We start from the raw sequence: 20,818 nt of genomic DNA, 5'->3' as shown, positions 1-20,818 counted from the left end.
CGGTTCGATTCAGGCCGCGGAGAGCCAGTGCAGGACGCGGTCGTCGAACCACTCCGGGCGTGGGAGTGGGATGCCATGGCCGCAACCGTCGATGATCGAGCGTTCGCTCCCGGGCAGCGCTGCATGGATGGCGTCTGCCGAATCACGCATGAGACGTCGTTCCCGTCGTCCGACCATGACGAGCGCACGCCCTCGGAACGCCGACCATCCCGCGGGTAGCTCGAACCTCAGGTTGTCGCCGACCGCGGCCGACAGCGTCGCCTTCGTGATACCGGCGCTGGTGCGGATGTACTCGGCCATCAGGTGAGGAGGGATGAACAGCTCTCGGGCCTGCAGCTTCGCGAACCATCGTCTGCGAGCCAGGGGAGCAGCGACTCCGAGTGCTCGCAAGGTGACGTTCGTGAACGGCATGGCCTGCGCCTGAGCGCTGACGACGATCACTTGGCTGACGAGCTCAGGATGCTCGGAGGCGAGTCGGATGGCGAGCTGGGCTCCGAGCGAGAAGCCGATCACGGTCGCCGGGCGTCCAGGCACCGTCGCGACGAGGAGCTGCGAGAGTGCAGCAACGGTCTCTGCATGGGAGACGTACGACTCGCCGGCCGAGCGGCCGTGGCCGGGGAGGTCGGGAACGAGAACGGCATGGCAGGGCTCGAGTGTTCCCCTCAAGGAGTCCCACATCCACCCGGCAACGCCGCCGCCGTGGAGCAGCAGCACGGGCGCTGCGTCGTCGAGGCCGGAACGGGTGGAGAACATGGTGTTCCCAACCCTGCCAGCCCTGCGACGCCGAGCGTCGCCGCCACGGCGACACCGCCGATGAACCCGAGCAACGACACAGCGCACGCCCTCGTCGCCTGCCGAGCCGCTTCCTGAACACCCCGGCTCGATGCAGGTGAGGAGGATTTCGGGTTTGAACACCCGGCATCTACGTTTAGGGCTGGCGCCCACGGAAGGAACCGCAATGAGCATGGAAAGCGCGGCCTGGAGCTCGCTCTACAAGATCTCGTCCGCCAGGGATGGCAAGCACGGTTTCTCCCGTGAGTCCGTGATGCGGATCCTGACGTTCGCGGTGCCCTACCGGTCGAAGCTGGTGATCTTCATCACGCTTTCCATCGGGGGAGCCTTCCTCGCGGTCGCGACGCCAGTGCTCGCCGGCAAGGTGGTCGACGTCATCGTCGCCCGGGGAGCGGTCACGACCATCGTGTGGCTCGCCGCCGTCATCGCCCTCGTCGCTCTCGCGGATGCCGCCGTGTCGCTCGTGACGCGATGGTTCTCGGCGCGGATCGGCGAAGGCGTGATCCTGGATCTGCGCACCGCCGTCTTCAACCACGTGCAGAAGATGCCGATCGCATTCTTCACCCGAACACGGACCGGCGCCCTGGTGAGCCGCCTCAACAATGACGTGATCGGCGCTCAGCAGGCCTTCAGCGGCACGTTGTCGGGCGTGGTCACGAACATCGTGGCCCTGATCCTCACCTTGACCGTCATGCTCAGCACGTCCTGGCTCGTGACGGTCCTCGCCGTGATCATGCTCCCGATCTTCCTGATACCCGCGCGCCGCATGGGTCGTCGCCTCGCCGCGCTGCGCCGCGAAGCAGCTGACCACAATTCGGCTATGAGCACGCAGATGACCGAGCGCTTCTCGGCACCCGGCGCCACCCTCGTGAAACTGTTCGGCCGACCTGACGAGGAGGCCGAGGAGTTCCGCGTGCGCGCCGCCCGGGTGAGAGACATCGGGGTACGCACGGCGATGTTGCAGTTCGTCTTCGTCACCGCGCTGATGCTCGTCTCCGCTCTCGCCCTCGCGCTCGTATACGGGCTCGGCGGCACCCTCGCACTCGCCGGCCAGCTCGACACCGGAGAGGTGGTCACCCTGGCGCTCCTGCTCACCCGGCTCTACGTGCCCCTGACCGGCCTCGCGAACGCCCGGGTCGAGATCATGAGCGCTGTGGTCAGCTTCGAGCGCGTCTTCGAGGTGCTGGATCTCAAGCCGCTCATCCAGGAGAAGCCCGACGCCGTCACCTTCCCCGAGGGCCCCGCGTCCGTCGAGTTCGACGATGTGCGTTTCGCCTACCCGTCCGCCGACAAGGTGTCGCTCGCCTCGCTCGAAGAGGTTTCGACGCTCGACACCCGCGGCGGTGACGAGGTGCTGCACGGCATCTCCTTCAGGATCGAGCCGGGTCAGACCGTCGCCATCGTCGGGACGTCCGGAGCCGGTAAGTCCACGATCGCCCAACTCCTCTCACGCTTGTACGACGTCGACAGCGGCGCCGTGCGCATCGGGGGTACCGACGTTCGCGACGTCAGCTTCGCCTCGATGCGGCACACCCTGGGCATGGTGACCCAAGACGGCCACCTGTTCCACGAGACCATCCTCGCCAACCTGCGCCTCGCCAGGCCGGAGGCATCCGACGACGAGGTGTGGGACGCCGTTCGCCGTGCGCGACTCGAGCCGCTCATCCGGTCGCTGCCGGATCAGCTCGACACCATGGTCGGCGAGCGCGGCTACCGGCTGTCGGGTGGCGAACGCCAGAGGATGACCATCGCGAGGCTCCTCCTCGCCCAGCCACGTGTCGTCATCCTCGACGAGGCGACGGCGGCGCTGGATTCGACATCGGAGGCAGCTGTACAGGCGGCGCTCAGTGAAGCACTCGAGGGCCGAACGGCGATGGTGATCGCCCACCGTCTCTCGACCATCCGCAGCGCAGACCTGATCCTCGTGGTTGAGGACGGTTCGATCGTGGAGCGGGGTACCCACGATGAGCTCCTGGCTCTGAGCGGCCGATACGAGGAGTTGCACCGCACGCAGTTCGCGGAGAACGCAGCCTTACCTGCAGGTGAAGAAGCGCTCAACGGGCCAGCGTCCGGTGGTTACCCTCAGAGGCGCCCTGTCGGCTGATCGGGGCTCAGTGGCGAGTGCATCGCCGTCCTCGGCTCGGACACCCCGACCGTCTCTCCTCAAGTCCCTCTTGACGCCGTCCGCCACCCTCGCCAGGATTCAGACACGATCGACGGCACCGGGCCGCCGGCACCATCGAGGGAGATGGCCCTGATGCCCACCATGATCTTCGTCAACCTGCCCGTCAACGATCTGGCCCGGTCACGGGAGTTCTTCGAGGCACTCGGGTACTCGATCAACGAGGGGTTCAGCGACGAGAACGCGGTGAGCGTGGTCATCAGCGACACGATCACGGCGATGCTGCTGACCCGGGAGTTCTTCGCGGAATTCACGAGCAAGACGATCATCGACGCCACCACTTCCACCGAGGTGCAGCTCGCGCTCAGCGCCGAGAGCAAGGGCGACGTCGATTCCATCTTCGAGACGGCCATCGCGAGCGGGGCGACACCTGCCGGCGAGCAGGACCATGGCTTCATGTATTCGAAGAGCTTCGACGACCTCGACGGCCACCACTGGGACTTCGTCTGGATGGACCCTGAGGCGGCCGCCGGCGGTGCACCGGAGATGACCGTCGAGGAGATGCGGGCGAACACGACGCACAGCTGAGCACGGTCCGCGGCCCTCGGGCCCGGTCAAGGCGTGCGGGCGCTCACCGTCGACGTGGTGGCCGCGGCGATGCCGAAGACCACACCAGGAGAAGCGCACATCCGGGGTGTTGTGGACGGCGTCGCCGACCACACGATACGTTTTCTCCATGGCTCCCGCACCTTGGAATCGACCCGGCGAATCGCCTCAGACTCGGCTGCTCCGCATCGTGATGTTCTGGACAGCCGTCGTCCTCGTCGTGGGAGTCGTCGCGATCCTCGTGAATCTCGTCCTCTGGTCGGCCGGTCTGGTCGGTCGCTGAGGTCGGGTCCCACCTCGTCGCCGCGGGCCGCATCAGCCTGCGCGCGCCCGGGTGATCACGGCGCTCGCGTTCGACTGCGCCGCGTGATCAGCCGAGCTCGGTGACGAAACCGATCGTGTTGCCGTCGAGATCGGTCAACGCGAAGAACTCGACGACACCCTCGAATCGTTGCACCTCGGTCACGGCCAGGCCGCGAGACAGCAGGTTCTGACGTTCCGCGGCGGCGTCCACGACACTGATGTTGACGGAGATGCCTTGTCGGCCGGCCAGCTCAGGATCCTCAGCCAACTGCAGCCAGAACGCTCCGAGATCGAACTCGGCGAGGTTGTCCATCGGGAGCTGGTCCGGCTCGCCGAGGTCGAAAGCAGCTCGATACCAACTGATCGCCTGCGTCAGGTCACGGACGGGCATTCCCACGGTCACCGCTCGTGCTTTCATGCGACCACGGTAGTGGACCTTGTCGCGCTCAGCACCGGAGAAGGGACAGCCAGTGGACTGACGAGCGACACAGCTCGGTAGGCGTCGCTTTCCGCCGCGTGCCGCCGACGGCTTCCACGAAACGTGAACAGTGGGTGAATCCGCCCGAGCACCCGTTGTCGATCCAGCGATCGAGGAGCAAGCTCGTCGCCGTGGACCCCATCATCCTGCTCTCGCTCGTCGTGATCACGGCACTCGCCTTCGACTTCACCAACGGATTCCACGACACCGCGAACGCGATGGCGACCTCCATCGCCACCGGCGCGCTGCCGCCGAAGGTCGCGGTCACCCTCTCGGCGGTGCTGAACCTCGTGGGCGCGTTCCTGAGCATCGAAGTCGCGCTCACCGTCACGAACGCGGTCGTCAAGATCCAGGACTCGTCGGGCGCTCCCGACCCGGCGCTCCTCGAAGGAGGCGGCTCGGCGCTCCTGCTCATCGTGCTCGCCGGGCTCATCGGTGGCATCATCTGGAACCTGCTCACCTGGCTCCTCGGGCTGCCGTCGAGCTCATCGCACGCGCTCTTCGGCGGTCTCATCGGCTCGACGCTCGCGGGCCTCGGCCTGAACGGCGTGAACTGGGCCGGCGACGGTTCGAAGCTCGACGGTGTCGTCGGCAAGGTCATCCTCCCCGCTCTCATGTCGCCCGTGCTCGCGGGTGCAGTGGCCGCGATCGGTACCTGGCTCGTCTTCCGGGTCATCGGCAACATCGCTCAGGGGCGTCTCCACCGCGGGTTCCGGATCGGGCAGATCGGCAGCGCGTCGCTCGTCTCGCTCGCCCACGGCACGAACGACGCGCAGAAGACGATGGGCGTCATCACCCTCGCGCTCATCGCAGCCGGCGGCTGGGACGACACCGAGTCGGTTCCACTCTGGGTGAAGCTCGCGTGCGCCCTGGCGATCTCGCTCGGCACCTACATCGGCGGGTGGCGGATCATCCGCACCGTCGGCAAGGGCATCGTGGAGTTGAACACGCCGCAGGGCATGGCCGCCGAGAGCTCCTCTGCCGCCGTCATCCTCGCCTCGAGCCACCTGGGCTTCGCGCTCAGTACCACGCACGTCGCGACCGGATCGATCCTCGGTTCGGGGGTCGGCCGACCGGGGGCGCAGGTGCGGTGGAGGGTGGCCCTCCGGATGGTCGTCGCCTGGGTCATCACACTGCCGGCAGCCGCGCTCATGGGAGCGGTGATGTGGTGGGTCGGTCACCTCGTGGGCGGTGCGATCGGCGGAATCCTCATGGTCGCGATCCTCGCCGGCGTCGCGCTCTTCATCTACCTCCGATCCCGCCGCGACAGCATCGGATCCCACAACGTGAACGACGACTGGCAGGACGCCCCCGCCCGCTCGTCGCAGCAGACCGCAGCGTAAGGACGTCGGACATGTTCATGCTCTTCCTCGAAGCCGCCGCCCAGGTGGCCGTCATCGCGCTTGTGCTCGGCGCGGGTCTTCCCACCCTGTTCGCCGTGGGTGTCCGCTCGTTCGCGGTCGCCGGAGGCGCCGGTTCCGCCGACCGGAGCGGGTCCGGCACGCCCGCGCTCCCGCCGGCGCTGCTCCGCGCGATCGGCGTCCTGTGCTTCGCCGTCGTCGTCGCGGCGGTGCTGGTCGGACTCACGATCATCGTCGCCACCGGTTTCGGGCAGGAGGTCAGCTTCGACCACGTGTTCCCGACCTTCACCCCGAAGGGCTGAGCATGTCGGAGCAGAACGGCGGAGACGCGACCGGCGTCGAGGTCGCGAACGGTGGGTCCGGCGTGGTGGCGCGGGTCGTCGGCTGGCTCCGCGCCGGATACCCGAAGGGCGTGCCCGAGCACGACTACGTGCCGCTGCTCGGCATCCTTCGACGGAGCCTCACCCCCGAGGAGCTGGACCAGGTCGTCGGCGGCCTGATCGTCGAGGCCGAGAACGCGGATGCCTCAGGCGAGCCGGTCGGCCACGATCGGCTGCGGGCGCGGGTCGAACAGCTCCTCCTCGGACCGGCGCTCCCGGAGGACCTCGTCCGGGTCTCCGCCCGGCTCGCGAGCGCGGGGTGGCCGCTCGGCAGCCCGGACGACGTCCGTGCGGAAGCGGCCGACCACACCGACGCCGGCGGAGATCGCGCGAACCTGCTCGGGGAGCGCGGAGGGCTGGTCGCCCGCATCGTGCGTTGGCTCCGAGCCGGATACCCCGCAGGACTCCCCGAGCAGGACTTCGTCCCCCTCGTGGCGCTCCTCCGCCGGCGGCTGAGTGACGCCGAGGTCGCCGAGGTGGGCGCCCGCCTCGCGGCGGAGGGCGACCCCTCGCTCAGCCGGGTCGACGTCGCCACGGCGATCGCCCAGGTCACCGCAGAGCTGCCGAGCGACGAGGACGTGGAACGTGTCCGCCGGTCCCTCGCCGATCACGGGTGGCCGAGCGACTTCGCGGTCTGAGGTGGCCGCATGCCCGGCCGCGGGAGTGGACGCCCCGAAACCGGTCGACGCCGGCTAATCGTCGAGGGCGCGGACGACGCGCGCGGGGGAGCCGACGGCGATCACCCCAGCGGGGATGTCCTTCGTGACGACCGAGCCGGCGCCGATGACGGAGTCGTCACCGATCGTGACCCCGGGGAGGACGGTGACGTTGGCTCCGAGCCAGACCTTCCGCCCGATGACGACCGGCGAGGGGATGAGGTCGGCCCGCTTGCTGGGCTGCATGCCGTGCTGGAGCGTGGCGATGACGGCGTTGTGACCGATCAGGCAGTCGTCGCCGATCGAGATACCGCCTTGGTCCTGGAAGCGGCATCCCGAGTTGATGAACACCCGGGCGCCGAGTCGGATGTTCTTGCCGAAGTCGGCGGTGAACGGTGGGAACAGCGTCACCGTCTCATCGACGGGACGGCCGGTCAGCTCGGCCAGCAGCTCCCTCACCCGGGCGGGTGGGTGATAGCCGGCATTGAGTTCACCGGCGATCCGGAGGGCTTCCTGGCTGGTGTCGTGCATGACCGCGTGCCCGGGGGAGCCGCCTGCGATGGTCTCGCCGGCGTTCAGGGCGGCGAGGAGTTCGGTGAGGGTCATGAGTGCTCCGTGATCGGGGCCTCGGAGGCCCAGTTCGCCAGGAGTTGGAGGCGCTCGGCGGAGGGGGATCCGGGTTCGGCGGTGTAGACGAGGAGGCTGAGGCCGTCCTCGGCCGTGACGGCGAGTTCCTCGTAGGTGAGCGTGAGTGCTCCCACGATGGGGTGGTGGAACCGTTTGGTGCCGGATCCGTGTGAACGGACGTCGTGCGCCGTCCAGAGCCGGGCGAACGTCTCGCTCCGGGTGGTGAGTTCACCGACCAGATCCTGCAGGGTGCGGTCGTGTGGATCCCGGCCGGCCTCGACCCGCATGATGCCGACGCACATCTGAGCGAACAGCTCCCAGTCGGGGTAGAAGTCGCGCGCTGCGGGGTCGAGGAACTGGAATCGCGCCAGGTTCGGGATCCTTCCGCCGGCTCCGATGACCGGCGAGTAGAACGCTGCACCGAGCGGGTTCGTCGCCACGAGGTTCTGGTGACGGTCCCGGACGAACGCCGGGCCCCCGGTGATCGCGTCGAGCGTGCGTTGCAACGCGACGCGGGAGGGCTGCTGGGCGTTGGCACGGCGCCGGTGGCGGCCGGATGTCGGGATGCCGTCGGCCGCACGCGCGAGATCGAGCAGATGCATCCGCTCCGTCTCATCCAGGAGCAGCGCCCGGGCGAGCGACTCCAGCACGGCGGCGGATGCGCCCGCGATGTCACCGCGCTCGAGCTTGGCGTAGTACTCGACGCTCAGGTCGGCGAGCATCGCGACCTCTGATCGGCGCAGTCCTGCCACGCGGCGGTTCGCGCCGGCTGTGAGCCCGACATCCGCGGGCGAGAGCCGCGCACGCCGTGACATGAGGAACTCACGCACCTCGGCCTTGTTGTCCATGCCACCCACCGTACGACGGTCCGTGCGGGTGTGGGATGCACTGGCAGTACACCGTTCGAGAGAGACTCCCTGCTTGCGCGAGATCGCGTTTCACTCGTGGTGTGACGTTCGGGCGCCTCCGTCCGGTGGACCGGGCAGGGCTCACTGTCCACCGTCGCCACGACCCATCCAGAGAAAGGACGATCATGCGCATCCTCCCCACGACCCCCACGGTGAAGAATCCTCCCGAGTGGTTCACCGGCGACGTGTGGCTCGACCCCGTCGTCGCTCCGCAGGACGAAGGCCAACGCCTGAGCGCCGGCCTGGTCAGGTTCAGCCCCGGGGCTCGCACCGCCTGGCACTCCCACCCGCTCGGCCAGACGCTCCGCATCATGGAGGGCACCGCGCTCGTGCAGGCGCGTGGCGGCGACGTGGTCGAGGTCCGCGCAGGGCAGACCGTGTACACGCCTCCCGGCGAGGAGCACTGGCACGGCGCAGCACCCGACAGTTTCATGACCCACCTCGCGCTCTGGGAGACCCCCGACGGCGACGACAGTGCCCACTGGGGCGATCACGTCACCGACGCCGAGTACGACAACCGCTGAAGCGCGATCACACCGCACCACACTGCACCGCACCACACTGCACGACCGACACGAGAGGAACGCTCATGCGAGCAACCCTGATGTACAACGCCGGCGACGTCCGCGTCGAAGACGTCCCCGAGCCCTCGATCCAGCATCCGACGGACGCGATCATCCGCGTCACCTACGCCTGCGTGTGCGGCTCCGACCTGCACCCGTACCACTCCCTCGAGGAGACCCCTGAAGGACGCCGGATGGGACACGAGGCGATCGGCGTCGTCGAGCAGGTCGGCGATGCCGTCGAACGCCTCGCCGTCGGGGACACCGTGATCGTCCCGTTCGCCTGGTCGGACAACACGTGCGCGTTCTGCCGTGACGGCGTGACCACCTCATGTGTGCACGGCGGGTTCTTCGACGGCGCGTCATCCGCGACCCAGGCCGAGCAGCTGCTGGTGCCCCAGGCCGACGGCACCGCGGTCGTCATCCCAGCGGGGACGGATGAGGCGTTGATGCCGTCACTCCTGACCCTCTCGGACGTGTACCTCACCGGGTACCACGCCGCACACACGGGCGGGGTCGAGGCCGGCAAGACCGTCGTCGTCATCGGCGACGGCGCCGTCGGCCTGTCCGCCGTTCTCGCCTCGAGCCAACTGGGCGCCGAGACGATCATCCTGATGGGCCGTCACGAGGCCCGCACCGACCTCGGCCGAGAGTTCGGCGCCACCCACGTCGTTGCCGAACGGGGCGACGCGGGTGTCCGGAAGGTGCTCGAGCTCACCGGCGGGGAGGGAGCGCACGTCGTGCTCGAAGCCGTCGGACACCTGCCCGCCTACGAGCAGGCCTACGGGGTGGTGCGCCCTGGCGGAACGATCTCGCGCGTCGGGGTCCCGCAGTACGAGGACGCGCCTGTCGGGTTCTCGTCGCTGTTCGGCAAGAACGCCACCCTGACCGGCGGCCCGGCGACCGTCCGCGCCTACATCGAAGCCGCGTTGCCACAGGTCCTCGACGGGACGATCACGCCCGGCAAGGTCTTCGATCGTGAGCTGCCACTCTCCGAGATCGCCGAGGCCTACCGCCTCATGGACTCCCGCGAGGCGCTCAAAGTGCTGATCCGCCCATAGTCGGCGCGACGCGCTCCAGCCGGATACGAGGCCGGCCGAGGAACCGACCGCATCCGCTCGCATCGACGTCGGCAGTAGAATACGACCCTTGGTCGATTTTCGGCCGGAGAATGTGGGACAAACATGGCATGGTTCCTTGCTGACGTCGGCACCGGGAAGAAGCGCGAATTCTTCAACACCGAGAGCATCGTGAGCGTCTCGTGGGAGACCAAGCTGTACCGGGATGAGGACGTGGAAGCCTCCGAGGCCGTCGAGACCGTCTTCGTGGAACTCACCTTCATGAGCGGTGGTCGCCGGGACATCCGGCTGGGCGCGTACACCGACGACGCGAAGACCGAAGCGGCCATCGGCATGGTGCTCGGATCGACCGCCGTTCTGGAACTCGTCTAGCGAGACCTGGAACTCCGCCTCAATCGGCTGCGCTGAGCAGGCGGTTGACGGCGTGGACGATGGCGTCCGGGTCGCAGCTGTAGAAGTCGGCACCGCTGAACGGGTTGAGTTCGACCAGCCGCAGGCCGTCCGGGCCCTCGCCGACGTCCATGATGAACGCCGGTTCAGGGAGCGGAAGGGACTCGAGGACGCCCGCACCGAACACCCACGCGGGATGGTCTGCACCGAGCGGTGCCCCGGCCGTTCGCCCGTCGGCGGCGTACCCGCTGCCGGCGACGACCGCTCCGTCGATGACCACCAGACGCCATTCGTCGCGCACCTCGATCACGGGGGAGACGATGACGGGGAGGTCCGCGTCGTCGTAGTAGAAGCCGTGGTCGAGGGACTCCAAGGTGATCGATGCGCGCTCGAGGACGCGGCCACTGAACGGCTTCAGCGCACTGTCGGGACGAACGAACACGCGGTCACCGAAGGATTCGGGTGCGCCCGTCGCAACGAGTTCCGAGACCGTGGTCAGCACCGAGGTCGGTGTCAGGAGCAGCTCACGCACGGCAGGGTGCCAGCTCGAGCACGCGAACCGGCCGGTCGCGCAGAAGGCGCCAGGTCGCCAGTCGGTCTCTCGGACGATCCAGTCCGCGTTCGCCAGGGAGCCGTGGAAGACCACTGCCCCCGGAACGTCCGGAAGCCGGCCGTCCGCCAGCCAGGCGTCATTCCATTCCAGGATCGTCCCGCCTGAACGGACGATCGCCGCTCGGAGCGTCTCGTCGCCGCTACTGAAGACCCCGCGCTCCAGGGCCCAGGTGGGAGCCGTACCTGCCGTCATCGCCCCAGTATGGATCACGATCGAGCCCTCCACGGGATCCTCAGGGCCCCTCTTCGTGCCGGGTCGGGCGTCTCGGTGAGACCGCTGAGCCCGACATGCAGCAGACTCGGGGCATGACGAACACGCCGAACGCCTTCCCGCCGCTGATCGTCGGCACGGACGCCCCGGCGGTCCGGCGGGTGTTCCGCAACACGATCGTGCTCACCAGCGTGCTCGCCGTCCTCTCAGCTGTCGGAGCGGTTGCGCTGGGGATGACGCAGACCAGCCTCGGCTCGGCGCTCTTCGCCTCTGGTCTGGTCCTGCTGACCACGGGGTACCTGGTGTTCGGCACGGTGTATCTGATCCGTACTGCCCGCAAGCGGGCATCGCTCGGCTCCGTCCTCACACTGGACGCCGCAGGGATGGAGTGGACGATGCTGCAGGGCTCGATCTTCCTCCCGTGGCACCTGATCTCATCCGTCACCTCGCGCAAACGGCTGCGGCACCGCGTGCTCACCTACCGGATGGTCGACGGCGTCACCGGAACCACCGAGGGCGTGAGGTCGACGCTGTCGCCGAAGCACCACCGGACGATCGGCAACCTCGGGCTCCAGGTCGGCTCTGCCGGGATCGACGTGCCGATCGACACGATCGCCGCCGCGACGGCCGCCTTCACGAACGGCCGGCTCGACCCCCGCTGACGCAGGCTGACAGGTCGCTCACGCCCCCGACCGTGCGAACGGGCGTCGCGGTACGACGGCTCCTACTGCACGCGTTGGGTGTACGCGGGAGGTGTTCAGGAGCCGGGGTGAGGTCGCCGGCGCGCTGCTTGCGGTCGCGGCATGGCTCAGAGCGTCGTGATCCGCAGGGTGCTCGCGTAGCCGTCGACCATCGCGACCGACAGCTTCCAATAGGCGTCCTCGATCGCGGCGCCGACCGCCCGATCCTCGCGCTCATGCTGTTGCGGCAGCAGGAGCAGGACCGTGCCACGGCGGGTGCTGGCGACCGCGAGGGCACCCGGGCTCGACTGGACGACACTGTCGATGAGCCGACTCACCAGTTCGTTCGCGTGCGCGACACCGTAGGCGGCTTTGACCACGGGCAGATCGACGATTTCGGCGGAGAGGATCACGGAACCCGGGTGCTCATGATGGAGCGCCTGGAGCCGACGGGCTGTCGTGAAGGAACCGGGGCCCCCGCTCGCGCGCCGACTGGAGAGCTCTTCGAGCCGCAGGAACACCAGGACCAAGGTGGTGACGACCACGAACACCAGGTTGATCACCGTCGTGATCTCGGTGTTGAAATACTGCTCGAACACGCCACCATCGGGCCCGTCGAGGCCGAAGATCACGGCGCGCGCCGCGCTGTAGGACGCATGGAGCGCCTGCACGATGGTCATCGCCCAACTCACCCGGAACGATCCGAAGAGACCCCTCCGGGATTCGACCGCGGTGAGTGCGGCGAAGAGGCTCAAGCCCAGCAGTTTCGGGATGACACCCGCCCAGTTCGGGGCGTAGGAATCGGGGAGGAACGTCAGAATCGTTGCGATCAGTGTCACGGCGATGACCTGCCAGAACCGGACCCGTCGACCGTTGAACGCCTGGCAGCCCAGCCAGACGAAGCCGACAGCCCCGACCATCGCACCGTTCCCCACCGCGACGGCCAACGGCGGATCCCCCAGCGCCGTCGCGGCCAGGTAGGAAGCCGTGCACAGCACGGCGAGCATCGAGGCCGTGAGCCAGAGGTTGATGTACCGGCCGGACAGAGACTGGCGGCTGTCGACGACGAACAACAGCGCGCACGACCCGGCGACCATCACGGAGACGGCGAGCAACACGAAGGTCTCAGAACTCACCGGTCCTCCGCATCATCGCGCTCTCGCCCCTGGCCTGAACTCTAGTCCGCTGGCCCCGTCCAGTGTCGGCTGGACGGGGCCAGTTCAGGGTCGGCGGCCTCGCGGCGGGTCAGACTCCCATATCCGCGAGCCACTGCGACACGGAGCGGGGCGCGATCCCCAGTCGCTTCTGGGCGCTGGTCGACTCGTCGATCACGTCCGAAGGTTGGGTCAAGCGGTGGGTGTACATCGCGACGACCGGCTTGATCCCTTCCTCGCCGATCAGGACGGCCATCTCCGCGCCCATCTGTGCCGGGCTCTGCGCTTCGAACCGCACCTCACGGCCGAGGTGTTCGCCGAAGCTCTGGGCGAGGTCCGCGCCGACGAGGCCCGGTAGCGCGCCGAGATCGACGACTCCGGTGATGTCGGTGTCGGCGAACAGACCGGCGGCGACGTCTGCGACATCGAGGTGGGATGACCAGGAGACGGCGTAGTCCTCGCGGAGCGGGTACCGCAGCACGCCGTCGGTCCGGACGGCGCCGACGATGTGCGGAGCCAGCAGGTTCTCCAGGTACAACCGTGGTGCGACGACCGCCGTCGACACACCGCTTCCCTCGAGTCCACGGAGGAGCGTCACGATCGCGCTGGGGTGCTCGGCTGTGAAGTCGACCGGGTATCCGCTGGACGACACCACCACCCGCGCGGGCCGAGCCGAACTGATCGCGATGGCGATGGTCTTCGCCCAGGTCTGCAGCTGCTCGGGCGAACCGAGCGGCAGGTGCACGAAGACGCCGTCGACGTCCTCGTAGGCCTTGGTGAGTGTGGAGACGTCGTCCAGGTCGAGAGCGATCGCATTTCCAGCCGAATACGCCTGTGGGTTGCGGACGCCGGCCGTGACGGTGTGGCCGCGTTCGATGAGTTTGGCGGCGACGGGGCCGCCCTGGGCGCCGGTGGCGCCGTGTACGAGAATGTTCATGAGCCCAGTAGCGCACACCGGGCCCCGGTTACATCAAGGTAACCAGCCGGGTCAGAGGCCCCTTCGTGGCAGCTTCTCGGACTCCGGCGTCGAACCCGTTTCGTCCGAGCGTCTGTCGTCGAACGCGTCTCGTGCTCCCAGGACCTCTTCGATGTGCTGCTCGGCCCACAGACCCAGCGCCATCAGTGGCTCTCGCAGCGTCTGCCCGAGCGGTGTGAGCTCGTACTCGACTCGCGGCGGCATCTCGTCGAAGGCGGTTCGCGTGAGGATGCCGTCGCGCTCGAGGTCGCGCAGCGTGCTGGCCAGCACCTTCCCGCTGATCCCGCCGACCGCATGCCGGACCGTCCCGAAGCGCGCGGGACCCTCGCTCAGCGCGATCACGATCATGGCGGTCCACTTGTTCGCGATCCTCGCGAGCGAGGTCCGAGACGGACAGGTGTCCAGCATCACGTTCCATACGGGCGGGTTCGAGGTCATCGCGCTCCTTCGGTCGCTAGGAGGTACCAGGTTACTAGCGGTAACCGTACGGATGCCCGGCATACCCGACGATCCGACCCGCGCTGTACGAGGATTCCTGACGCCGGTAGGTTCGATGCATGGCTCAGGTGCAGAACATCCAGCGGTTCCGGAAGCTGGTCGATGAGCCCCTCGCCACCTGGCCCGGTGCGTTGGTCGTCGTCGTGGCGGTGTTGGGCGTCGGCTTCGTTGTGGGCGCGGCGTACGTCGGTCCGCTCGACGACTACTCGGAGGCGGAACTGGCGCAAACGCTGCCGATCCTGGTGACCTCGTTCGGGGCGTTGATCTTGGCTGGAGGGGTCATCGTTCAGCAGGTCGCGGGAGCGATGCAACTGCGGATAGCAGCCTGTGCGCGCGCGGTGGAACGTCTGTCCGAGCCGACGACCGCTACTCCGACAACGCCTGCCGACGATGCGCTGCTGCGTCGTTTCGCGGGGGAGCTGGAGGAGTACGTCGACACCGTCACACGGCTGCGCGGCCGTCTCGGTCTCGCCCGGAGGATCAGTGCGGGCCTCGTCTGTGCGGCTGGTGCGGTGCTCGCCGCGGGTGCGGTCCTGAGTGGCTGGGCGCTGCCCGTCCTCACCTGAGCCTGCACCGGCAGCAGCGTTCGCGGTACGTGTCAGTCGACGCTCCGCGTCAGGCGGTCATCTCGGGGAGGAGCGCGCGCGCCGCCGGGCCCCATCCGGTCGGATCTTCTTTCGGAGGGACGAGGAGGAAGGAGAACCAGAGCACGAGGAGCTTCCACCAGCCGGCCTCCGCCGCCGTCAGCGGGCGCTCGGATTCGTACCCCTCACGGAGCCAGACGTGGACCTCGGGCGGGACCGGTCCCCAGTCTCGGAAACGGGTCCCCAGCATCACAGCCGATTGGGCCAACTCCATGATGGGGTAGTCGAATCGGGCTTCCTCGAAGTCCAAGACCGCCGTGATGTCGTGCCCGGTGCACAGGATGTTCGAGGACCGGAAGTCCCCGTGGACGAGCTGCGCGGACAACTGCTCGGACGGCGCACCGGCGAGGAACCCGAACATCTGCTCGTGGGCTGCGGGCGTCAGCGCACCCGAACGACCGGACTCCAGCCAGTCGGTGATCCGTGTCGCCAGCGGCTGGGGCTGGTCGGCGAACGCACCCACGTCCTCGATGCGCGGATAGTCGGCCAAAGCGAGATGCAGCTTCGCGAGGGCAGCCCCGGCCGCTCGGACCTGCTGTGGTTCCGCGATGTCCAGGAGGAGCCCGGTGATCTGGCGTTGGAGGCTCATCGACGTCCGCTCGCCGGTCTCCACCTGCACCCGCCCGTCGAGTGCGGGCACCGGTTCCGACACGGGCAGTCCCCGTTCACCGAGCCAGGCCGTGAGCTGGGTCAGTGCCGTCAGCCGAGGGAACTTCGTCGGGAGGACGGACCACTTCGCGAGGAACGGTCCGGACGACGCGCTGATCCAGGCCAGGGCGTTGTGGCCGCTCATCACGATCCGCGTGACCGATTCGACCTCGACGCCCCAGTGGTCACCGACGGTCGCGGCGACCCACCGGCCTGCCGCAGCGGCATCGTCGAGGCCGAACCGTGTGCTGATGACCTCCGCGGGATCGTCGTTCTCCCACAACATCTCCAGCAGCGGTGCGGCGACCTCGGTCATGCTTTCCCCCTTCGCAGCATGCGCCGAGCCTAGCTGCGCGACCCGGCTGCAGGGAGTCCGCGCGCGAGGACGTCCACGAGGAGTCGTGCGTACGAGCCGTACGGGTCCAGGTCGGGGTCGAACACGGTGATCGAGATGCCAGCTGCACGAGGGGCGAGAACGCTGATGAGCTCGGTGAGCTGTGCGGCGTCGATGCCGCCGGGATCTGGGCTGTCCACCGCGGGCATCACGGATGGATCGAGGACGTCGACGTCGATCTGCACCCAGTAGGAGGTGCCCGCCACTTCGAGGGCGGCCGAGGTCGCCGCAGTCAGCCCGCTCGAGGAGAGCTCCGAAGCGGCGACGACGCAGCCGAGCACGGCACGTGCCTCTGCGGCATGTTCGTCGTCGTCGCGATGCCCGAGGTGGGATGTCCGAGCCGGCTCGAAGTAGGGCGCGAGCCCGTCGATGTCGGCGATCGCCGGCCAGTGCAGCCCGACGGCGGCTGCGAGGTCCTCTCCGGCCACACTCGCGCACTCGGCGCTGTTGCCCGGGTGCCGGAAGTCGGTGTGACCGTCGACGTGGATGAGGCCGATGCGCCCGCGTCGCGCCGATGCGACTCCTGCGGCGAGCAGGACGCTGCAGTCTCCTCCGATGACGAGCGGAGTGCTGCCCGACGACCATGCGTCCTCGATCCGACCGGCGAGTCGTCGGGTGTGGTCGATGAGCGGATCCTGGTTGCGAACCCGTCCTGGGGCGCGGGTGTCATCGTCATCGACGTACCGACCCGGCAGGATCACCCCGCCGTCTCGGGCGCCGAGCGACGCGAGCCGGCTGAACAGCCCCGCCTCGCGCAACGCCTCAGGGGCCTTCGCCGCGCCGGGCACGCTTCCGCGCTGCGGTGGTCGGAGGCCCAGGTTGGTCGGGGCGGACAGCATGGTGATCACTCGTCCATCCTGCCGTCGACTGCCGACACGAGCGGTGCGTCGCTGACCCGCTCGTGTGGAGCGCAGGCGACTACTGCTCGAACGCGTGCTCGCGGATCCGGTTCGCGGCGGCTCGGCCGGCTTCGGGAACGATGGCGTCGATCGTCAGGCGCCACATCCGGTCGACCGACGCGGCGACATCGCCTCGGCCGAGGGTCGCCTGGGCGGTGAGCTGCACACCGGTGAAGAAGCCGATGAGGGTCCGCGCGAGATCCGGCGCCTGCATGGAGCTCCGCAGCACGCCCTCGTCGAGCGCGGACGCGAGCTCCAGTGCCGTCCCGGCGATCCAGTCCTCGTAGAAGTCGCCCGCCGGTGCGCTGAGCGAGCCTTCGTCGAGCGCGAGTCGGATGCCGGCGCGGACGACCGGGTCGTGCTCGAGCTGGTCGACGATGGCTCGCGAAGCGCGGATGAGTCGCTCGAGGACCCCGTCGTACTGGGCGCTGACCTGAGCCATCACCGGAAAGGACCGGGCGTGTTGCTCATGGATGACCGCCAGGGCGATCTGTTCCTTCGACTTGAAGTGGAAGTACATCGAGCCCTGCGAGACACCCGAGGCCTCCGCGATCATCGAGAGACTCGCGTTCCCGAACCCGATCCGGTCGAACACCTTCGCGGCTCCCTCGACGACAGCCTGCTGCGTCGCCTGACCGCGCTCCTGCGTCGGAATGCGACGTGTAGCCGGCATCCGGATCTCCTCGACTCTGCGCATGTGGTCGGACCGTCACGAAGCGATGGCCGTGTTGAGGTTCTGAAGGTACCAGTCCCGGTCTCCGCGTTCCATGGGTCGGGGATCGGGTGAGCCTGTGGAAGACGACGCCACTAACTGGTGCGGCCCGCTTAGTTATGGCAGGGTTGCTCCTGCGGGGAGACATCCGACCGGCAGCGAACCGGGGGTTCGCGCGCCGGGCCGGGTCGCACTCGCGAGGGAAGGCGTCCGGCGAGGCCGGTCGGACTGCTCGCACGATGCCATCGGGGGCACTGGCATCGACGATCATCGCGATCGTGCGGGTCACGCGCCAGTCGGGGGACTGAGCCGGCGTGGCCCGCTCCTCCCGCTTCATTGGTCCCATGCTGGCCCTGGCCCGCCGCCGGCACTCCTCATGGCAGCTGGAGGATCGGGCGCTCGCCGGATCGGGCCATGAGGAGCAGCGTCAACGCCGCACCGGCGAGGAGCCCGTCGGCGACACCGGCGGGCAACATGAAGATCATCAGGACGAGCGTGACGGCACTGTTGAGGACCGAGAGCTCGAACCCCCAGGCCCGATTCCGGAGGACGCCGACCGCACCGATCGTGCGGAGGATCCCGAAGATCCCGCTCATCAGCATCATCAACGCCAGGTTCTCGTTCAGATAGGGGAGCGCGAACACCTCGATCCCACCGGGAACGGTCGCCGGGCTCACCCCGAGGACGAGCATCACCGGCAGCGCGCAGGCGACGAGCACCTCCATGAGGATGCCGTGGACGAGCAGCAGGACTCCGGCGGCTCGGAGCCGGCGCCGACGCACGAGCCCATCGCTGTCGGGTCGGGTGTCGCCGATCAGGGGTGGATGGTCCGCAGCGAGGTCTCGGGGCATCCTGCAACGGTAGGCACCAGGTCGACGCCGGACCATCGACCGATCGGAGGATTCCGGGATGACGCCGGACGACCTCAGACGGTGAGGCTCTCCCGCTCGGCGCGGGTCAGCTTGACCCGGGCGAGGCGGATGCGCTGGCCGTCCTGCGCCGGACGCGGGATCACGACCGTGAGCCATCCGTCGTGCTGCGCCCCGAACAGACACCCGTCCGTCCGCTCGAACATGAGCGGTGCGGGGATGGCGCGCAACGAGCCGATCTGCTGCCGCAGGACCGCTAGTCGGTGGATCTCCAGCCGGCGCGCGACCGTGGTCGCCCGGACCGACCGCAGGGCGCCTGCGAACACCGGTGACGGCATCCTCGGGCCCGACACCAGCATGAACGCCCGACCGAGATCCTGGGGCCGCACATCCCTGGAGCCGCCGACCAGCCGATGGTCGTAGGTGACGCGCGTGGAGCCTTCACCGGTCCATTCGACCAGGCCCGTCGGCGCTTGCAACGCCACCCACCCGGCTCGCCGGTAGATCGCGAACTCCCGCCGGATCCGGACCTGGATGGACACCACCGAGACGGCGATGAGGAGGAGACCGACGGTGACCCAGCCGGCGACCGCCGGTCGGGAGATCCATTCCCCGAGCGCGCCGATGCCTGGTTCGGGCGCCGAGGTGAACGCTTCGATCGCTCCGAAGAGCTGCGGAACGAGGAACGGGATGCCGAGGGCCAGTCCGAGGACCGAAGACTCGCCGTCGGCCTTCAACCGGCGTCGGAACCCCCGGAGCGTGCTGATCTCCTGTTCGATGTTCCACCGCAGCCCATCGAGTCGGTGGACGTCGACGCTCGCCTCCCAGTGAGGGCCGCCGGCCCAATGAGGCGCGGGACCATCGGCCCACCCGGGCGCCGGCAGCGGCACTGACACGGGCACCGGCCCGGCGCCTTCCGCGTTCGAGGGAACGGTCTCGACCCCCAGGGGAGGCGGGAGCTCGGTTGAGCTCAGCGTCTTCGGCAGACCTCGGGCGATCCGCAGCTTCTGCGCCCGCCGTTCGACGAGGTAGTACCGCCACGCGACCGGGACGAACAGCATCTCGAGGATGCCGAAGCCCCATTGCACGGGTGACAGCCCGTGGTCGTCCGGGTTGGTGGGCACCAGCCCGTTCGCCTGCGCGATCCCGACGCCGATGAGGACGAGGATGAACACGTTGAGGACGGTCAGCAGGATGGCGATGAACAACAGTCCGCCGGCCGAGTTGACCGGCCGGACGAGGCTGCCGACGTCGCCCTTGTAGACGCCGTACTCCTCGAGGGTGAGCCCCTGCCGGGCAGCGTCCTGTGCGGCGAGGTCCGCGTAGAGTCCGGCCTGTCGCGGTGCCGTCGGCACCCCTGGAGCGCGCGGCGCTCGGGGACGCGGCGGAGCGCTGAGGAACCGCACGACACCGACGACGAGTGCGACGAGCGCGAGGATGATCCCGGCGACCATCGTGAACGAGACCGTCCGGATGGCCTCCGTCGGGGCGTCGACCGCGCGCAGTCCGACGATGACGAGCACGGCGACGACGATGACGGCCGGGATGGCGAGGAGCGGCAGGACCCACGTGCGATGGCGGCGCGTGCGGACGGTGCCCGGAACCGGCTGCGGCCAGCCCCCTGCCATGCCCGGCTCTCCTCCCAGGCCAGGCGTCGTCCGTGCCTGGCGAGCCTCCTGCCCCGAGCGGTAGGTCCGTTCAGCTGCCCGAGCGGTGGCGAAGCGCCACCACGCGGCGGGCGTCGCGACGATCGCGAGGAGGAGCCACGCCTTCGAGCCGCCGGGGGCGGTCAGGATCGAGGCGATGTCCTGGAACGCGACGACCAGGATGATCGCCGACAGGATCGTGAGCACGATGGCGACCGCGAGCAGGACCCCGCTGATCCGGCGCGGCGCCGGCTGCTCACCGGTGAGCCGGACGTACTCCTCGACCTCGGCCGCCTGCTGGGCCGCCTCCGCAGGCGTCAGTCGACCGGCGTTCGGACCGAGGGCCCGCACGACTTGGACGAGGAAGACGACGACCGCGACGAGGGAGCCGCCGATGGCGAGTGCCCACGGCACCCGCCAGAGCAGTTCGGGAGCGCCGAGCTGGTCGAGCACGCCCGCGATGAAGATGCCGACGAAGAACACGACCGGTGCGCCGACGAGGGGGAGGAACCAGCCGATCCGCCGCCGGGCTCGGGGTGGATTCGCGTGTTCCGTCATGGTGCCAGTCTGCCGCGTCAGAGCCCTGGCGCCAGACGCTCGGGCTGAACCC

General features: G+C 68.7%; 24 protein-coding genes. 11 read left to right on the top strand and 13 right to left on the bottom strand.

Going from position 1 to position 20,818, the window contains the following annotated elements; genetic code table 11:
• Nucleotides 1-9 precede the first annotated feature (9 nt).
• Nucleotides 10-753, bottom strand: coding sequence for an alpha/beta fold hydrolase (locus ASF68_RS15940; protein ID WP_056013273.1), 744 nt, complete (start codon nucleotides 751-753; stop codon nucleotides 10-12).
• 205 nt (nucleotides 754-958) lie between these two features.
• On the opposite strand from ASF68_RS15940, the gene ASF68_RS15935 reads away from it, so the two are divergent.
• The 3 genes from ASF68_RS15935 (at nucleotide 959) to ASF68_RS18840 (ending at nucleotide 3,803) form a co-directional block, all read left to right on the top strand.
• A complete protein-coding gene (locus tag ASF68_RS15935; RefSeq protein ID WP_056013270.1) occupies nucleotides 959-2,896 on the top strand; it encodes an ABC transporter ATP-binding protein in 1,938 nt (645 codons plus the stop codon).
• Between the two features lie 153 nt (nucleotides 2,897-3,049).
• Entirely contained in the window at nucleotides 3,050-3,502 is a 453-nt protein-coding gene (locus tag ASF68_RS15930) for a VOC family protein (RefSeq protein ID WP_157580509.1), read from the top strand.
• A gap of 148 nt (nucleotides 3,503-3,650) precedes the next feature.
• A complete protein-coding gene (locus ASF68_RS18840) occupies nucleotides 3,651-3,803 on the top strand; it encodes a DUF2474 domain-containing protein (protein WP_157580506.1) in 153 nt (50 codons plus the stop codon).
• An 87-nt stretch (nucleotides 3,804-3,890) separates the two neighbouring features.
• On the opposite strand, the gene ASF68_RS15925 is transcribed toward ASF68_RS18840, so the two are convergent.
• Complete coding sequence (locus tag ASF68_RS15925; RefSeq protein ID WP_157580503.1) at nucleotides 3,891-4,241, bottom strand: VOC family protein; 351 nt, start codon at nucleotides 4,239-4,241, stop codon at nucleotides 3,891-3,893.
• Nucleotides 4,242-4,432: 191 nt separating this feature from the next.
• Here ASF68_RS15925 and ASF68_RS15920 point away from each other — a divergent pair, with 191 nt between their 5' ends.
• From ASF68_RS15920 to ASF68_RS15910, 3 genes are read left to right on the top strand one after another with little or no spacing between them, the layout of a single operon-like run.
• Entirely contained in the window at nucleotides 4,433-5,644 is a 1,212-nt protein-coding gene (locus tag ASF68_RS15920) for an inorganic phosphate transporter (protein WP_056013532.1), read from the top strand.
• Nucleotides 5,645-5,655: 11 nt separating this feature from the next.
• On the top strand, nucleotides 5,656-5,964 hold the full coding sequence (locus ASF68_RS15915) for a hypothetical protein (protein WP_056013265.1): 309 nt from the start codon (nucleotides 5,656-5,658) through the stop codon (nucleotides 5,962-5,964).
• Between the two features lie 2 nt (nucleotides 5,965-5,966).
• Nucleotides 5,967-6,680, top strand: a complete 714-nt coding sequence (locus tag ASF68_RS15910) for a DUF3349 domain-containing protein (protein WP_056013262.1) — start codon at nucleotides 5,967-5,969, stop codon at nucleotides 6,678-6,680.
• Nucleotides 6,681-6,734: 54 nt separating this feature from the next.
• On the opposite strand, the gene ASF68_RS15905 is transcribed toward ASF68_RS15910, so the two are convergent.
• Together ASF68_RS15905 and ASF68_RS15900 are read right to left on the bottom strand one after the other, a co-directional pair.
• Nucleotides 6,735-7,304 (bottom strand): sugar O-acetyltransferase, encoded by a 570-nt coding sequence (locus tag ASF68_RS15905; protein ID WP_056013259.1) that lies wholly within the window; start codon nucleotides 7,302-7,304, stop codon nucleotides 6,735-6,737.
• Nucleotides 7,301-8,173 carry a helix-turn-helix domain-containing protein gene (locus tag ASF68_RS15900; RefSeq protein ID WP_056013256.1) on the bottom strand — a complete coding sequence of 291 codons (873 nt, stop codon included), beginning with the start codon at nucleotides 8,171-8,173 and terminating at the stop codon, nucleotides 7,301-7,303. The genes ASF68_RS15905 and ASF68_RS15900 overlap by 4 nt, the downstream gene beginning before the upstream one ends.
• A 185-nt stretch (nucleotides 8,174-8,358) precedes the next feature.
• On the opposite strand from ASF68_RS15900, the gene ASF68_RS15895 reads away from it, so the two are divergent.
• The 3 genes from ASF68_RS15895 (at nucleotide 8,359) to ASF68_RS15885 (ending at nucleotide 10,247) form a co-directional block, all read left to right on the top strand.
• Nucleotides 8,359-8,757 carry a cupin domain-containing protein gene (locus tag ASF68_RS15895; protein ID WP_056013255.1) on the top strand — a complete coding sequence of 133 codons (399 nt, stop codon included), beginning with the start codon at nucleotides 8,359-8,361 and terminating at the stop codon, nucleotides 8,755-8,757.
• Between the two features lie 65 nt (nucleotides 8,758-8,822).
• Entirely contained in the window at nucleotides 8,823-9,857 is a 1,035-nt protein-coding gene (locus ASF68_RS15890; RefSeq protein ID WP_082498729.1) for a zinc-binding dehydrogenase, read from the top strand.
• Nucleotides 9,858-9,980: 123 nt separating this feature from the next.
• Nucleotides 9,981-10,247 (top strand): hypothetical protein, encoded by a 267-nt coding sequence (locus ASF68_RS15885; protein ID WP_056013250.1) that lies wholly within the window; start codon nucleotides 9,981-9,983, stop codon nucleotides 10,245-10,247.
• A 19-nt stretch (nucleotides 10,248-10,266) separates the two neighbouring features.
• On the opposite strand, the gene ASF68_RS15880 is transcribed toward ASF68_RS15885, so the two are convergent.
• Complete coding sequence (locus ASF68_RS15880; RefSeq protein WP_056013248.1) at nucleotides 10,267-11,070, bottom strand: ATP-grasp domain-containing protein; 804 nt, start codon at nucleotides 11,068-11,070, stop codon at nucleotides 10,267-10,269.
• 113 nt (nucleotides 11,071-11,183) lie between these two features.
• Here ASF68_RS15880 and ASF68_RS15875 point away from each other — a divergent pair, with 113 nt between their 5' ends.
• Nucleotides 11,184-11,750, top strand: coding sequence for a hypothetical protein (locus ASF68_RS15875; protein ID WP_056013246.1), 567 nt, complete (start codon nucleotides 11,184-11,186; stop codon nucleotides 11,748-11,750).
• Nucleotides 11,751-11,896: 146 nt separating this feature from the next.
• Here ASF68_RS15875 and ASF68_RS15870 read toward each other — a convergent pair whose 3' ends face one another.
• The 3 genes from ASF68_RS15870 to ASF68_RS15860 form a co-directional block, all read right to left on the bottom strand.
• Nucleotides 11,897-12,904 carry a hypothetical protein gene (locus tag ASF68_RS15870; protein WP_056013243.1) on the bottom strand — a complete coding sequence of 336 codons (1,008 nt, stop codon included), beginning with the start codon at nucleotides 12,902-12,904 and terminating at the stop codon, nucleotides 11,897-11,899.
• A 109-nt stretch (nucleotides 12,905-13,013) separates the two neighbouring features.
• On the bottom strand, nucleotides 13,014-13,859 hold the full coding sequence (locus ASF68_RS15865; protein WP_056013240.1) for an NAD(P)H-binding protein: 846 nt from the start codon (nucleotides 13,857-13,859) through the stop codon (nucleotides 13,014-13,016).
• A gap of 51 nt (nucleotides 13,860-13,910) precedes the next feature.
• Nucleotides 13,911-14,336, bottom strand: a complete 426-nt coding sequence (locus ASF68_RS15860) for a helix-turn-helix domain-containing protein (protein WP_056013236.1) — start codon at nucleotides 14,334-14,336, stop codon at nucleotides 13,911-13,913.
• Between the two features lie 119 nt (nucleotides 14,337-14,455).
• Between ASF68_RS15860 and ASF68_RS15855 the strand changes: the two genes are divergently transcribed.
• Nucleotides 14,456-14,962: a hypothetical protein gene (locus ASF68_RS15855; protein ID WP_056013232.1), complete on the top strand. Its 507-nt coding sequence runs from the start codon at nucleotides 14,456-14,458 to the stop codon at nucleotides 14,960-14,962.
• Nucleotides 14,963-15,011: 49 nt separating this feature from the next.
• On the opposite strand, the gene ASF68_RS15850 is transcribed toward ASF68_RS15855, so the two are convergent.
• The 5 genes from ASF68_RS15850 to ASF68_RS15825 all read right to left on the bottom strand — a co-directional run bounded on the left by ASF68_RS15850 (nucleotide 15,012) and on the right by ASF68_RS15825 (nucleotide 20,766).
• Nucleotides 15,012-16,004 (bottom strand): phosphotransferase enzyme family protein, encoded by a 993-nt coding sequence (locus ASF68_RS15850; RefSeq protein ID WP_056013229.1) that lies wholly within the window; start codon nucleotides 16,002-16,004, stop codon nucleotides 15,012-15,014.
• Between the two features lie 29 nt (nucleotides 16,005-16,033).
• Entirely contained in the window at nucleotides 16,034-16,921 is an 888-nt protein-coding gene (locus tag ASF68_RS15845; protein ID WP_082498745.1) for an arginase family protein, read from the bottom strand.
• Between the two features lie 79 nt (nucleotides 16,922-17,000).
• Complete coding sequence (locus ASF68_RS15840; RefSeq protein ID WP_056013226.1) at nucleotides 17,001-17,654, bottom strand: ScbR family autoregulator-binding transcription factor; 654 nt, start codon at nucleotides 17,652-17,654, stop codon at nucleotides 17,001-17,003.
• A 413-nt stretch (nucleotides 17,655-18,067) separates the two neighbouring features.
• On the bottom strand, nucleotides 18,068-18,544 hold the full coding sequence (locus ASF68_RS15830) for a hypothetical protein (protein ID WP_056013220.1): 477 nt from the start codon (nucleotides 18,542-18,544) through the stop codon (nucleotides 18,068-18,070).
• 74 nt (nucleotides 18,545-18,618) lie between these two features.
• Entirely contained in the window at nucleotides 18,619-20,766 is a 2,148-nt protein-coding gene (locus tag ASF68_RS15825) for a hypothetical protein (RefSeq protein ID WP_056013217.1), read from the bottom strand.
• Nucleotides 20,767-20,818: the final 52 nt, after the last annotated feature.

This window comes from Plantibacter sp. Leaf314, assembly GCF_001423185.1.
In the GTDB taxonomy this organism is placed as follows: domain Bacteria; phylum Actinomycetota; class Actinomycetes; order Actinomycetales; family Microbacteriaceae; genus Plantibacter.
The sequence above is the reverse complement of the archived record's forward strand: the minus strand, read 5'-3'. Positions and strand labels throughout refer to the sequence as shown.